General features: G+C 59.4%; 12 protein-coding genes. 3 read left to right on the top strand and 9 right to left on the bottom strand.

Translation table 11 applies throughout. The features are described from left to right. Window positions 1–5 precede the first annotated feature (5 nt). Genes AC1DNI_RS01450 through AC1DNI_RS01460 form a run of 3 tightly spaced genes read right to left on the bottom strand, consistent with a single transcriptional unit; the run spans window position 6 to window position 2,760 of the window. Window positions 6–875, bottom strand: coding sequence for an SDR family oxidoreductase (locus AC1DNI_RS01450; protein ID WP_477690559.1), 870 nt, complete (start codon window positions 873–875; stop codon window positions 6–8). Beyond that, window positions 875–2,017 carry a tRNA epoxyqueuosine(34) reductase QueG gene (gene queG / locus AC1DNI_RS01455; RefSeq protein WP_477690560.1) on the bottom strand — a complete coding sequence of 381 codons (1,143 nt, stop codon included), beginning with the start codon at window positions 2,015–2,017 and terminating at the stop codon, window positions 875–877. The genes AC1DNI_RS01450 and queG overlap by 1 nt, the downstream gene beginning before the upstream one ends. A gap of 50 nt (window positions 2,018–2,067) precedes the next feature. Next, window positions 2,068–2,760, bottom strand: a complete 693-nt coding sequence (locus tag AC1DNI_RS01460) for a glutathione S-transferase family protein (protein WP_027230842.1) — start codon at window positions 2,758–2,760, stop codon at window positions 2,068–2,070. 173 nt (window positions 2,761–2,933) lie between these two features. On the opposite strand from AC1DNI_RS01460, the gene AC1DNI_RS01465 reads away from it, so the two are divergent. Then, window positions 2,934–3,740, top strand: coding sequence for an undecaprenyl-diphosphate phosphatase (locus AC1DNI_RS01465; protein ID WP_027230841.1), 807 nt, complete (start codon window positions 2,934–2,936; stop codon window positions 3,738–3,740). A gap of 38 nt (window positions 3,741–3,778) precedes the next feature. Here the strand turns inward: AC1DNI_RS01465 and AC1DNI_RS01470 are convergent, their stop codons facing one another. Continuing rightward, a complete protein-coding gene (locus AC1DNI_RS01470) occupies window positions 3,779–4,747 on the bottom strand; it encodes a complex I NDUFA9 subunit family protein (protein WP_477690561.1) in 969 nt (322 codons plus the stop codon). A gap of 123 nt (window positions 4,748–4,870) precedes the next feature. Next, window positions 4,871–5,887 carry a LacI family DNA-binding transcriptional regulator gene (locus tag AC1DNI_RS01475; RefSeq protein WP_477691455.1) on the bottom strand — a complete coding sequence of 339 codons (1,017 nt, stop codon included), beginning with the start codon at window positions 5,885–5,887 and terminating at the stop codon, window positions 4,871–4,873. 425 nt (window positions 5,888–6,312) lie between these two features. On the opposite strand from AC1DNI_RS01475, the gene AC1DNI_RS01480 reads away from it, so the two are divergent. After that, window positions 6,313–6,900: a hypothetical protein gene (locus AC1DNI_RS01480; protein ID WP_091920608.1), complete on the top strand. Its 588-nt coding sequence runs from the start codon at window positions 6,313–6,315 to the stop codon at window positions 6,898–6,900. A 73-nt stretch (window positions 6,901–6,973) separates the two neighbouring features. Here the strand turns inward: AC1DNI_RS01480 and rpsA are convergent, their stop codons facing one another. The 4 genes from rpsA to aroA all read right to left on the bottom strand — a co-directional run bounded on the left by rpsA (window position 6,974) and on the right by aroA (window position 11,567). Beyond that, window positions 6,974–8,674, bottom strand: a complete 1,701-nt coding sequence (gene rpsA, locus AC1DNI_RS01485; protein WP_027230837.1) for a 30S ribosomal protein S1 — start codon at window positions 8,672–8,674, stop codon at window positions 6,974–6,976. Window positions 8,675–8,795: 121 nt separating this feature from the next. Next, window positions 8,796–9,434, bottom strand: coding sequence for a (d)CMP kinase (gene cmk, locus AC1DNI_RS01490; protein ID WP_027230836.1), 639 nt, complete (start codon window positions 9,432–9,434; stop codon window positions 8,796–8,798). A 347-nt stretch (window positions 9,435–9,781) separates the two neighbouring features. Beyond that, the gene (locus AC1DNI_RS01495) at window positions 9,782–10,126 is read right to left on the bottom strand and encodes a hypothetical protein (protein ID WP_477690562.1); all 345 of its coding nucleotides are present in this window, start codon (window positions 10,124–10,126) and stop codon (window positions 9,782–9,784) included. Window positions 10,127–10,211: 85 nt separating this feature from the next. Next, entirely contained in the window at window positions 10,212–11,567 is a 1,356-nt protein-coding gene (gene aroA / locus AC1DNI_RS01500) for a 3-phosphoshikimate 1-carboxyvinyltransferase (protein WP_477690563.1), read from the bottom strand. A gap of 234 nt (window positions 11,568–11,801) precedes the next feature. Between aroA and AC1DNI_RS01505 the strand changes: the two genes are divergently transcribed. Further along, a complete protein-coding gene (locus AC1DNI_RS01505; protein WP_027230833.1) occupies window positions 11,802–12,191 on the top strand; it encodes a TIGR02300 family protein in 390 nt (129 codons plus the stop codon). Window positions 12,192–12,213: the final 22 nt, after the last annotated feature.

The following is a 12,213-nucleotide window of genomic DNA, read 5'->3' on the forward strand; positions in this document are numbered from 1 at the left end:
CCACGTCAGCGCCAGCTGTCGCCCCGCCACATGGCTGAAAAGGCGGTTCCATAGTCCGGGTAGCGGAACGTATAGCCCAGCGCCTTGATCCTGGCATTGGAGACGCGTTTGTTCTCGCCGTAGAAGGAACGCGCCATGGGTGTGAGCGGCGCTGTCTCGAAGTCGGATTCCTCGGGCGGTTCGACGCCCATCAATTCGGCCGCGTAGGCGACCACATCCTGCGGTGGCGCCGGTTCGTCATCGGTAATGTTGAAGATGCCGCCCTCGTTGCGGGTCGCGAGGAAGCGGACCGCCCCGGCAATATCGTCGACGTGAATACGGTTGAAAACCTGTCCGGTCTTGTTGAGCCGGCGCGCGGTACCGTTCGAGAGATTGACGAATGCATTTCGGCCCGGCCCATAGATGCCGGACAGACGCAGGATCGCAAGCGGCACTTCCCGCCGGTTCGCGAGCTCCTGCCAGCCTTTCTCCGCATCGACGCGCTCGACTGAACGGGCAGAGACCGGGTGGCACGGCGTCGTTTCATCAACCCACGCGCCGCCATGATTGCCGTATACGCCCACCGTCGAGAGATAGCCTATCCATTGCAGCTTCGGCATACCGCGCGCAATGGTCGGCGTGAACTGGGCCAGTACCGGATCGCCGCTTTGGCCCGGTGATGTCGAAACGGCGATATGGGTTACGCTTGCGAGCGTATCGACAATTTCCTGCGAGGCATGGGTCCCATGGAAAAGATATGGCGTTATGCCGTCCTGCTTAAGCGCGGCGAATTTGCTCGCGTCACGCGTCGTCCCGCCGATAAAGTCCGCTTGACCGGCCATGATCCTGGCGAATGCGCGTGCCGAATATCCGGCCCCGAAAAGAAAAATCTGCATTATTGATTTTTCACAGCATTCCGCCATTCGGTCAAGACGTCCAAGTCGTTCTCATGAGCTGCGTGGCGCATTCGCAAGGCCGAAAGTGGTCCCGGTTCCGAGAGTTCGCCGAGCGCCCACACTGCCGCGCCCCGCACCAGCGGCGAAGGGTCGGCGAGATGCGCTTCCACACGTTCGATGAGTTCCGACCTGCCCGAATTGCCGCTGGCGATCAGGACGTTGCGGATGAAACGATCGCGGCCGATGCGCTTGATCGGAGAACCGGTAAAGAGCTCGCGAAATGCCGCATCATCCAGGCCAAGCAGCGACGCGAGACCAGGCGACTTTAGATCCTCGCGCGCCTTCAACTTCGCCTCGCGCGCACTTTCGGCAAACTTGTTCCATGGACACACGGCAAGGCAATCGTCGCAGCCGTAGATGCGGTTGCCCATCGCCTTGCGGAATTCCAGCGCGATCGGTCCCTTGTGTTCGATCGTAAGATACGAGATGCAGCGGCGCGCGTCGAGCTGATAGGGCGCGGGAAAAGCCTGCGTCGGACAGGCATCGAGGCAGGCGCGGCACGACCCGCAATGGTCGGAGTCGGGCTCGTCGGCGGGAAGTTCCGCCGTCGTGAAAATCGTGCCCAGAAACAGCCAGGAGCCGTGGCTCCGGCTGACAAGATTGGTATGCTTGCCCTGCCAGCCGATGCCCGCGGCTTCGGCGAGCGGTTTTTCCATCACCGGCGCCGTATCGACGAAGACCTTTACGTCCGCGCCTGCCGCGCGCGCAACGAAACGGCTGGCGATACCCTTGAGCTTGCCTTTGATGATGTCGTGGTAGTCCCGGTTCTGCGCGTAGACCGATATGGCCGCCTTGTCCCGTTCTTGGAGAAGCCCAAGCGGATTGCTGTCGGGCCCGTAATTCATGGCGAGCACGATGACGGAGCGCACCTCGGGCCATAGCGCGTCTGGGCGCGACCGCCTGAGTGCCGTTTCCTCCATCCAATCCATCGTGGCATGGCGGCCGAGCGCCAGGTACTGGCGGAGCCGTTCCTCGGCTTGCGGAATGGCGTCGGGACGCGTCACCGCAACGAGATCAAAGCCGTGCGCACGTGCCTCATCGATGATGAACTGTTTCAGCTTATCCGGTTGGCCGGCACGCATCTGGCAAAGTCCTGTGGACCCTTGAACTCGCAAGCTTGCAGCGGTTTGCCTCAGAAATCCAGATCGCCATAATGCGATGCAGGTGGAAGTCCGCGCACGCGGTCGGAAAGCAGAGGCCGGAACGACGGGCGCGATTTCATGCGCGTATACCAGTCGCGTGCGGCCTTGTATTCGGCCCATTTGATCTCGCCAAGGTAATCAAGGATCGAAATCGATGCTGCGGCAGCCATATCGGCATAGCTCGGCGTTGGGCCTGCGAGCCAATTGCGGGTCGCCGAAAGCCAGTCGATATATTTCATGTGCTGCGTGATGTTCGAGCGTGCCGCGCGGATGGCGGTGGAGTCGGGAGCGCCGCCGCCCTGTTCGGCCGTCATGTGCAGCTTGAAGATGCGCTCGCGCGCCATGTGGCGCGTTACTTCGTTTTCGAGTTTCGACAGGAACCAGTCGATCAGCCGCCGCACTTCGGCGCGGTTTAGCGAATCTTCCGGAAACAGGCGGCGGCTGCGCTTCAGCGCGCCGCGCGTCTCGTCGATATATTCGGCGATGACGGAGGCCCCGGAGATCGGCACATCGCCTTCGGCGAGGAGCACCGGTAGTGTCCCGGCAGGATTGAGCGCCAGGAATTCCTTGCGTCGCGCCCAACTGTTCTCCTCGATCAGTTCCGCCTCGATGTCATATTCATTGAGGATGAGGCGCGCATAGCGTGAGCCGGTGGACATGGGATGATGGAAGAGCGTCAGCATCTTTGTAAGCGGATCTTTCAAACTGGCATTTTATTCGGCGTCGTCGTATTTCTCGGCACCGCTTTGAGTCTGCGCCCAAAGCTATAGGCGCAAGCGCTGCATGAGACAAGTAAACACGATTTCACCAATAGCCGGTTACCAACCGCTCCCGGCGCCGTCATGAAAGCGATATCATGGAATCACAGACGATTGTCGAAGCCCTTTTCCTTGGTCTGCTGGAAGGGTTAACAGAGTTTATACCGGTCTCGTCAACCGGCCATCTGTTGCTTGCCGGGCATTTCCTCGGCTTTGAATCAAACGGCAAGACCTTTGAAGTTTTGATCCAGCTCGGCGCGATTCTGGCTATCCTCACCGTCTATTTCAGCCGTCTCCTCAAGATCGCACGCGATCTGCCGAGCGATCCGAAGACGCGCCGCTTCGTCGCCGGCGTGCTTATCGCTTTCCTGCCCGCCGTGGTCATCGGCGTTCTCGCGCATGACCTGATCAAGACCGTGCTGTTCGAATCGCCGATGCTCATCTGCGTGATGCTGATTCTTGGCGGCCTGATCCTGCTCTGGGTCGACCGGCTCGACCTGAAGCCGCGCTATACCAACGTCATGGATTATCCACTGTCGCTGTGCTTCAAGATCGGGCTTATCCAGTGTTTCGCCATGATCCCGGGAACGTCGCGTTCGGGCGCCACCATCGTCGGCGCGCTGTTGCTCGGCGCGGACAAGCGTTCGGCGGCGGAATTCTCGTTCTTCCTTGCCATGCCGACCATGGCGGGCGCATTCGCCTATGACCTATTCAAAAACCGCCATATCCTGACCTTCAACGATGCATCGCTCATCGTGGTCGGTTTTATCGCAGCCTTCATTTCGGGCGTCTTCGTGGTTCGCTATCTGCTCGACTACGTGTCACGCCACGGTTTCGGCCTGTTCGCCTGGTGGCGCCTGGTCGTTGGAACGCTGGGCCTCGTCGCCCTTATCCTCATGCGCTGAGACGACGGACCGTCAATGGGTCTCCCGTTGCGGGAGACCTAGGCGGGCTTCTGTGCTGAATACTGACCGTGGACGCGGAAGCGCCAGAGATAGGATGGCAGGATAATCTCGACTGTTTCCGGCTGAATGCCGAGGCCCTCGAGAGTACGCCCCTCGGCCTTGGCGGCATGCGACACCACATTATCCTTTTGCAGCAGCAGAACCTGGTCTCGCGTCAGCATCGGGTTGGGGAGCATGCCCATGATCCGCCCCTGCAGGCGGGCAACCCAGAAGGGAAGCGAGACGAAACAGCGCTTGCGGCCGATCACGCGCAGGACAATGTCGAGACACTGCTTGAACGTCAGCACTTCATTGCCGCCAAGTTCATAAGTCTCGCCGGGCTTCAAGGTCCCGTCGACGGAGCGCGCAATCACCTCGGCAACATCGCCGACATAGACCGGCTGAAACTTGGTATGTCCGCCGCCGATCAATGGCAGGAACGGCGACAACCGCGCCATATTGGCGAACTTGTTGAAGAAATTATCCTCGGGACCAAAGACGATCGACGGCCGGACGATCACGGCGTCCGGCAGGATATCACGCACGGCAGCTTCGGCGCGGCCCTTGGTGCTGGCATAGGCCGAGTGTGACTTCGGGTCGGCACCGAGGGCCGACATATGGGTCAGCGGAACGCCCGCCGCACGGCAAGCCTCGGCGACGGCCCGCGCGCCGAAATCATGTACCGTGCTGAACTTTTGATTGCCGCCTTCGAACAGGAGACCAACGAGATTGATCACATGGTCCGATCCCGCAACGGCGCGATCCACCGACCAGCGATAGCGCAGATTGGCCTGGACAGCCTGGATCTGGCCGACGCCGCCGAGCGGCTGCAGGTGAAAGGCGAGCTCCGGATGACGCACCGCGACGCGAACCCGGTAGCCGCGCTTCGTCAGCGCACGCACGACATAACGACCAATAAAGCCGGAGCCTCCGAAAACGGTGACGAGTTTTGGCTTGGTGATTGTCATCGAGCGCTCCTATGGGAATGAAACTGCGGCCGCATATTTCCAAGCTGTTTACTGCCTTTTTGAATGAAGGCAAAGGGTCGTTGCGCCGCATTCTTCGCGGCGCGTTGCCGCGCTGGCATCCGGTCAGGCCGACATGCGCAGCTTGATTTCCGCATTAAGAAGGATGCGGGAATCCACCGGCAGGGGCGTTTTGGAGTCCTGGTTCTCGCCGAGCTTATGGAACAGCAGTTCGATCGCAAGCCGGCCGATCTCGTTGTAGTTTTGCGCCACCGTCGTCAGCGGCGGACACATATAGCGCGACAGCGGCTGGTCGTCGTGCCCGGCAACGCGCAGCTGGCAGTCGGGCCCGCGTCCAACCTTCAGGCCCGCCTGGTATGCAGCAGCCACCACGCCGAACGCGATCCGGTCATTGGCGCAAAATACGGTGTTGGTGGGGAATCCCCCTTCCTTCAGGATACGGGTCGTCCGGTCGAAGGCATATTTCTCGAAATCCCAATTGGCATGCTCCTCGATCGGAATGGCGCGGGGCTCGAAATTAAGGTCAGTCATCGCCTCCGTATAGGCGTCGCGCCGCTCCAGTGCATTGTTGTTGACGAGAGCCATCCCGAAATAGCAGGGCGGCTCGCCGGAACGCGTCAGATAATCGACGATCAGCTTGAAGCTCTGGCGATTATTGGTGCCGACATAGGCCGAGGTGGCATCGAGCGGTGAATCGACATAAACGAGCGGAATTGAATCGCCGAGCTTGCGCAGCTTTTCATGATGCGACTGCACGCCGAGAGGGCCGATGATCACGCCCGCGACGTTCATCGACTTGAAGGTCTCGATGGCGCGTTCTTCAAGTTCCGGTTTGCCGTCGGAACTCAAGACAAATGCAAGGTAGCCCGCCTGTTCGGCAATGCCTTCGATCCGGCGCGTCAAGGCCATATAAAATGGATCGGTCGAATTCGGCACGATGATGCCGAGTATGTTGGTGCGGCGGCGATTGAGATTGACCGCAAAGATGTTGGGCCGAAACCCAGACTGCTTTACGGCGGCCTCGATGATGGCGCGTGTGGAACTTCGGACGGAATTCGGATCGTTGAAATATTTCGAAACCGTCGGACGCGACAGCCCGACGAACTCGGAAAAATCTTCCATCGTCTTGATAGGTTTTTTCACCGTCTGGATTCCCTGCTTGCTGTCAGCTTGCTCTCAAAAAAGCCGGTGCGTGCGGAAATTGCCGCCAATCATCACAATGATTTTTTGCTCAAAACTAAGACGGCGCAATACATCACCTGATTGATGGGGCGCGATCAATTTTTCGGAAAGTTGCAGAGAGCCTCACGCGCGTCAAGATCTTAATTACTCCGGATCAATTCCTGGAAAACATTATCATGAAACTAATTCTTGCGAAGAGGGTGAAGCTAATACCTTTGAGCTAGAGAATTATTTCGGATGCCTTTGCAACGGCAGGCACGAAACCTGACACCTTCGCCGGGGGGCGTCAGCCAGTGGTTTGCATCAATCTTACACTCAGCTAGCATAAAGCTTCCAGTTCATGCTTACGACGGGGAGGATACGCATTGGAAGGCCGCATACCCGATCCGGAAGTCTTCACCCATGTGCGCGTCATCATCGGCATCATCCTCGGCCTGAGCGTCTCGCGACTGCTGACCGGTGTCGCACGTATCATCCAGCACCCCCAGCGCAAAAACATATTTGCCGTGCATCTCGGCTGGGTGCTCTTCACTTTTCTGACCGTCGTGCACTTCTGGTGGTTCGAGTTTTACCTGCACGAACTCGTGCAATGGACTTTTGAGGCCTATCTCTTCGTCATCTTCTTCGCGAGCATTCACTTCCTTGCCTGCGCGCTGCTTTTCCCCGACAGCATGGAGGGTTATTCCGGCTATGAAGACTACTTCATGTCACGAAGAGCGTGGTATTTCGGCATATTGATCGCGATTTTTGTCGTCGATTTCTTCGATACTGCGATGAAGGGCAAGGCGCATTTCGGCTCACTCGGCCCCGAATATCCCTTCCGCAATCTGTTCCTGATCGCCATTGCGGGCCTTGGCATTTACCTTCGCCGTCCGAACGCGCAGATCGTTCTCGTCTGCCTCGCGCTTATAGTCCAGATCGCCTTCATCCTCGTGCAGTTCGACACGATCTGACACTGCCAGACGCCCATAGAAAAACCCGCCGGCTTGCACCGGCGGGTCATTGGTTTTCGGCTGGAAGAGACGCTTAGTTCTTTTCCTGCTTCTTCAGCGCGGCGCCCAGAATGTCGCCGAGCGAAGCGCCGGAGTCGGTCGAACCGTACTGTGCGACAGCTTCCTTCTCTTCGGCGATTTCAAGCGCCTTGATCGAGACCTGCAGCTTGCGGGTCTTCTTGTCGAAGGCGATGACGCGGGCGTCAACCTTCTGACCGACCGTGAAGCGTTCCGGACGCTGTTCGTCGCGGTCACGCGAGAGGTCAGCGCGACGGATGAAGGTGTCGAGGTCGTGGTCGACCAGACGAACTTCAAGGCCGCCATCGGTGATCCCGGTGACTTCAACGGTTACAACAGCGTTCTTGCGCAGTTCGCCCGAGGAAGCGGCTTCGCCGACCTTGTCGCCGGTAAGCTGCTTGATGCCGAGCGAGATACGCTCCTTCTCGACGTCGACGTCGAGAACCTGAGCCTTGACGACATCACCCTTGTTGTACTCTTCGATGACCTGTTCGCCCGGACGGTTCCAGTCGAGGTCGGAGAGGTGAACCATGCCGTCCACGTCGCCGTCGAGGCCAATGAACAGGCCGAATTCGGTCTTGTTCTTGACTTCTCCTTCGACGATCGTGCCGACCGGGAACTTCTCTGCAAAGGTCGTCCACGGATTGTCGAGCGTCTGCTTGAGGCCGAGGGAGATGCGGCGCTTGACCGGATCCACTTCGAGAACAACGACTTCGACTTCCTGCGTGGTCGAGAGCAACTTGCCGGGATGCACGTTCTTCTTCGTCCAGGACATTTCCGAAACGTGGATCAGGCCTTCGATGCCGGGCTCGATCTCAACGAATGCACCGTAGTCGGTGATGTTGGTGACGGTACCGGTAATCTTCTTGCCGATCGGGTACTTGGCACCGATGCCATCCCACGGATCGCTTTCGAGCTGCTTCATGCCGAGCGAAATACGATGGGTTTCCTGGTTGATGCGGATGATCTGGACCTTGACGGTCTGGCCGATCGACAGGATTTCCGACGGATGGTTGACACGGCGCCATGCCATGTCGGTCACATGCAACAGACCGTCGATGCCGCCGAGATCAACGAACGCACCGTAATCGGTGATGTTCTTGACCACGCCCTCAACGACCTGACCCTCTTCGAGGTTCTGGACGATTTCGGAGCGCTGCTCAGCGCGGCTCTCTTCAAGAACGGTACGGCGCGAGACAACGATGTTGCCGCGACGCTTGTCCATCTTGAGGATTTCGAATGGCTGCGGGTTGTGCATGAGCGGGGTGACGTCGCGGATCGGACGGATGTCGACCTGCGAACGCGGCAGGAAGGCAACGGCGCCGTCGAGATCGACGGTGAAGCCACCCTTGACCTGGTTGAAGATGACACCGTCGACGCGCTCGCCGCGATTGAACTTCTCTTCAAGGCGGACCCAGCTCTCTTCGCGGCGTGCTTTTTCACGCGACAGAACGGCTTCGCCGAGAGCGTTTTCGATACGCTCGACATAGACTTCGACGAGATCGCCCGGCTTGAGCGAACCGTCCTTGGCCTTGGCGCCGAATTCCTTCAGCGGAACGCGGCCTTCAACCTTGAGGCCGGCGTCGATGATCGCCATGTCTTTTTCGATGGCGACGATACGGCCCTTTACAACGTAACCTTCAGCAAGGTCGTTGGTGGCAAAGGACTCGGCGAGAAGAGCTTCGAAATCTTCGCGCGTTGGATTGGCTTGAGACATACATACTCCTGGAGTGTCCGGAAAATACATCGGACACAGCACCGGTGGTTCGTGTTGCGGTTCATTTGCATGCCAACCCGCCCTTTGAAGGGCAATCCGGTGCATGGGATGGCGGCAAATGTTATCGTTTAGAATGCGTGTTTCGCGCCAAGGCCTGATCGATCAGGGTTTTGGCACTGAGAAACGCGGTCTCTATATCCATTTCTGTCGTATCAAGCAAGTGCGCGTCGCCAGCGGGCTTCAAGGGGGAATCGGTTCGGCCCATGTCGCGTGCGTCGCGGCGCCGCAAATCGTTGAGGATATCCTCATACGTCGCCGAACCGCCATTCAACCTGATCTCGTCGTAGCGGCGCCTGGCGCGCGCCTCGGGCGAGGCAGTTATATAGAGCTTCACCGGCGCATCCGGGCAAACCACCGTGCCGATATCGCGGCCATCGAGCACCGCGCCCGGTGAGCGTGCCGCAAAACTCTGCTGTGCAGCGACGAGCGTGCGCCGCACTGCCGGCATCACCGCGACACGCGACGCGCCCTCGCCAATATCGTGGGCGGCAAGGACATCCCGGTCGAGCCTCGAAAGATCAACGCTGCGCGCTGCCTTTTCGGCGAGGAACTCGTCGTCGAGCGGCATGTTCTGGTCCATGAGCGATTTCGCCACCGCGCGGTAGGTAAGGCCTGTATCGAGGTGGTGGTAGCCATAGGCATCGGCGATACGGCGGGCAAGTGTGCCCTTGCCCGAAGCGGCCGGTCCGTCGATCGCAATCGTGAAATGCGTCTGCGGCGGTGCTGCGTCTTCTTTTTCTTCCTTGTCGAAAGCCCATTGCCAGAGCGCAAACAGCGAGTAGGCAGCCGCAAGAACCAGCGTGATGATCGGGGTGATGCCTATCGTCACAAAAGCAAACCCGCCGATGGTCGACAGCATTGATTCCAGCCAGCCGGGCAGGGTGGCGGCAAAATTCTGCAGTATCGTATCGATGAGGAAAATGAGAACGAACTGAAAGATGAAGAGCCAGAAAAGCAGCGCAAACAGGCCGAAGCGGACCCGAAGGCCCGCGCGTTCGACCGCATAGGGAATGGCGACGATGGCAAATGACGTCAGCAGGAAAAACATCAAGCGACCCTTCTCTTGCCCATGATAAAGCCTATGCCGTAGCCGGCGATCGAACCGAGCGCCGATGGCAAGAGCAGAAACTGATAGGGCATCCAATCGCTGGCGCCTTCAGCCTCTGCATTCACTGCACCGGATGCAGTGTCAGACACATTCCACGCATAAAGGAAGATCAAGAGCAAAGGAAGCGCAACCCACAGGATTGTTCTGGCCGTGCCCGGCCATGGCCGGGGCTCCCTGCTGGCGATCGCGCCGGCATAGGCGCTGCGTCCCGCCCAGACCAGGCAGGGAACGCTCGACATGGCGTAGAGGAAATAGACCGTGAAGGCCGAAAGGAGCGCGCTCATTGCCCGAGGCGCTCCCGGTCTGGCGCACGGCATGCTGATAGTCCTGCGGATTGTTCAGATGCAATCATGCGCAATCGGCACCGATCTAGCCTTGCGCGCCGTCTTCGGAAATCTCCGCGCCCATGCCGGTCATCATCTCCATGAATTCCGGGAAGCTCGTCGCGATCATCGTCGCGTCGTCGACAGTCACCGGCGTTTCGGCGGCAAGGCCCATGACGAGGAAGCTCATGGCGATCCGGTGGTCGAGATGCGTCTCGACGGTACCGCCGCCAATGCCCTTGCCGTCCGGACGGCCACGCACGCTGAGGCTTTCAGGACCTTCCGTGCAATCGACTCCATTCGCTTTCAGCCCGTTGGCGACAGCCGAGAGACGATCCGATTCCTTGACGCGCAGTTCATCGAGTCCGTGCATGAGCGTCTCGCCCATGGCAAAGCTCGCTGCGACCGCGAGGACGGGATATTCGTCGATCATCGAGGGCGCACGTTCCGGCGGCACGCTGACGCCCTTGAGTTCGGACGAGCGCACGCGCAGGTCGGCGACGTCTTCGCCGCCGGCAAGACGCGCGTTGAGAACCTCGATGTTTGCGCCCATTTCCTGCAATGTCAGGATCAGGCCGGTGCGCGTCGGGTTCATCAGCACGTTGCGAATGGTAATGTCGGAGCCGGGGACGAGCAGCGCCGCGACCAGCGGGAAGGCCGTCGAGGAGGGATCGCCCGGCACGTCGATGACTTGTCCGGTAAGCTTGCCCTGGCCCTCGATACGAATATGGCGGACGCCATCCTTGTCCGTCTCGACCGAAAGATTGGCACCGAAACCCTGCAGCATCTTCTCGGTGTGGTCGCGTGTCATTACCGGCTCGATTACAGTCGTTATGCCCGGAGCGTTGAGGCCGGCGAGAAGCACGGCTGATTTGACCTGCGCTGACGCCATCGGCACGCGATATGTGATCGGCGCCGCCGCCTTGGGGCCGCGCAACGTCAACGGCAGGCGGTCGCCATCCGCGGCCGAGACTTGCACGCCCATTTCTCGCAAGGGATTGAGCACGCGGCCCATCGGGCGCTTCGAGAGCGAGGCGTCGCCGATGAACGTTGTCTCCATCGCATAGGTGCCGACGAGGCCCATGGTCAGGCGTGCGCCGGTTCCGGCGTTGCCGAAGTCAAGCGGAGCCTCCGGCTCGAGAAGGCAGCCATTGCCGGTACCATGAATGCTCCATGCATCTCCGTCCTTGGCGATCTTCGCGCCCATGGCCTGCATGGCGCGACCGGTGTTGATCACGTCTTCGCCTTCGAGCAGGCCAGTAATGCGGGTTTCGCCGGAGGCAAGGCCGCCAAACATGAAGGAGCGATGCGAGATCGACTTGTCGCCGGGGATGCGGATATCGCCCGAAAGGGCCTTCGAGCGACGGGCGGTAGCGGGGCGGGGCAATGAAGCGTGGGACATGGAGCAATCACAATGAAATGGGCTGGCAGGGTGCGGCCGCGTTGGTAACACAGCTTGAAGATGCGGTCATCTCGCAAATGCATTCGCATGTGCGGGCTTTTTTCACTTTGACAAATACGCTGAATTGCGTTTATGGGACCAGAAATCCATTTTTGATGAGCGCTTGCATGCACGGTCGGGTTTAGGACCTGAATGTTGACCGGATGCGGGCGCAGCCAGAACGCGAGGCAAAACGTGGCAAATCCCAAACTTGGCACCAAGCGAATTGACCCGGAGACCGGGCAGAAGTTCTACGATCTGAACCGCGATCCGATTGTTTCGCCGTATACGGGCAAGAGCTACCCGCTCAGCTACTTCGATTCGACCGCGGCCGCCGCGCGCGAAGAGGAAGAAGAAGTCGAAACCGAAGAACTCGACGTCGCGCTCGAGAAGCCGGAATTCGTTTCGCTTGAGGATGCGGATGCCGACAGCGGCGAGGATGTTCCGGACCTCGGCGACGATGTCGATGTCGAGGTGGAAGATTCCGACGACGACGATACGTTCCTTGCCGAAGACGAGGAAGACGAGGACGACGACGTCACCGATATCCTCGGCGGCGGCATTGGCGACGACGACGAGAATTGATTTCAAATAATCCTGTTCGTCG

Source organism: Phyllobacterium sp. 01N428 (assembly GCF_056399405.1).